The sequence below is a fragment of the Candidatus Jidaibacter acanthamoeba genome (assembly GCF_000815465.1).
Classification (GTDB): domain Bacteria; phylum Pseudomonadota; class Alphaproteobacteria; order Rickettsiales; family Midichloriaceae; genus Jidaibacter; species Jidaibacter acanthamoebae.
On record NZ_JSWE01000037.1, the window covers coordinates 1 to 1,184 of the forward strand.

2 protein-coding genes are annotated in these 1,184 nt (G+C 34.5%); both read left to right on the plus strand.

The window, feature by feature from the left end; genetic code table 11:
* Window positions 1–429 (plus strand): hypothetical protein (locus tag NF27_RS01040; protein ID WP_039454842.1); only part of this gene is annotated, 429 nt, incomplete at its 5' end.
* A 42-nt stretch (window positions 430–471) separates the two neighbouring features.
* Window positions 472–1,184: U-box domain-containing protein (locus NF27_RS01045; protein ID WP_039454844.1), on the plus strand; the 713-nt coding region annotated here is incomplete at its 3' end.

Genomic DNA, 1,184 nt, shown 5'->3' on the forward strand with positions numbered 1-1,184 from the left:
GAGAAGAGTGAGACAGAAGGAATAACACAATCCAGCTTAAGCCATACTGAACTTATGAGGAAATTTGAAAGAAAGCTAGGAGTAAGTTGGAATGATGTATATATAGGTACGGCAGTAGAGCAAGCTATAGTAGGGATCGCAGGAATAGCAACACAGCAAATTGGTGCCCAGTTTAGAACAAGCACAAGCAGCCAAACAATTATAACAACCTTTAGCTTAAGGTTTAATAGTGAGGCTGATTTGAGCAGTTTTATTAATTATTATAAAGAAAACTATCCAGGATTATTAGTTCAAGAACAAATGATTAGGTATCAAGCAGGCCAATTAACTAGTATAAAAATGGATACAAGGAAATTATATGAAGAAGTAGCTGAGTGGTTGGGAGGATATAGTACAAGGGATACACAGTTAGGTCGTCATGTAAACTAAGCAAGAGTAACAACTTAAAATTATCAAATAAAGGAGAGCAAGATGAGAACAGATGAAATAAGAAACAATGTAGAGAATACCAATGAAGTTGAGCATCCTAATGAATATATATGCATAATCACTCAGGATTTAATGGAAGAACCTGTGATAGCAGAAGACGGGTATAGTTATGAGAAAGAGTCAATAGTTAGATGGATGAGGGAGCACCGTAATCAAAGCCCTATGACAAGACAAGCTATGGATCCCGGTAAGCTAATACCTAACAGAAATTTAAAAGATGCAATAGAAGTATATAAGGCAAGGATAGCACTACAAAATACAAGTATTGCAGAAGAGAGAGAAGAAAGTTCAACCGTTGTAAGTAGGAATGTATATTCATCCCCTAAGTATAGCCATATTAAAGTGATGCGTAAGTTACAAAATGATTTGGATGTGGAGATGAATGCAGTATATATGGGGACTGTTGTTGAACAAACTTTGGTTGGTATGGCGGGTATTTATACTAATCAGGAAAGAGCAATATTTCGTAGGAATAATGAAAGTGGGCATACATGTTTTAAACTAAGGTTTGCATCTGATCAGGAATATTTAAAGTTTATAACATACTATAATACCAATTTTAATGGTTTGATAGTAGATGAAGGAGAATTTAATGAAGGTTATACCAACATTACTATAAATAGTGAAAAGTTAGTTGAGGAATTATCACCGAAGCTTGGAGAATTTAAAAAGGAAGCTCACAATAAAGTAATGCA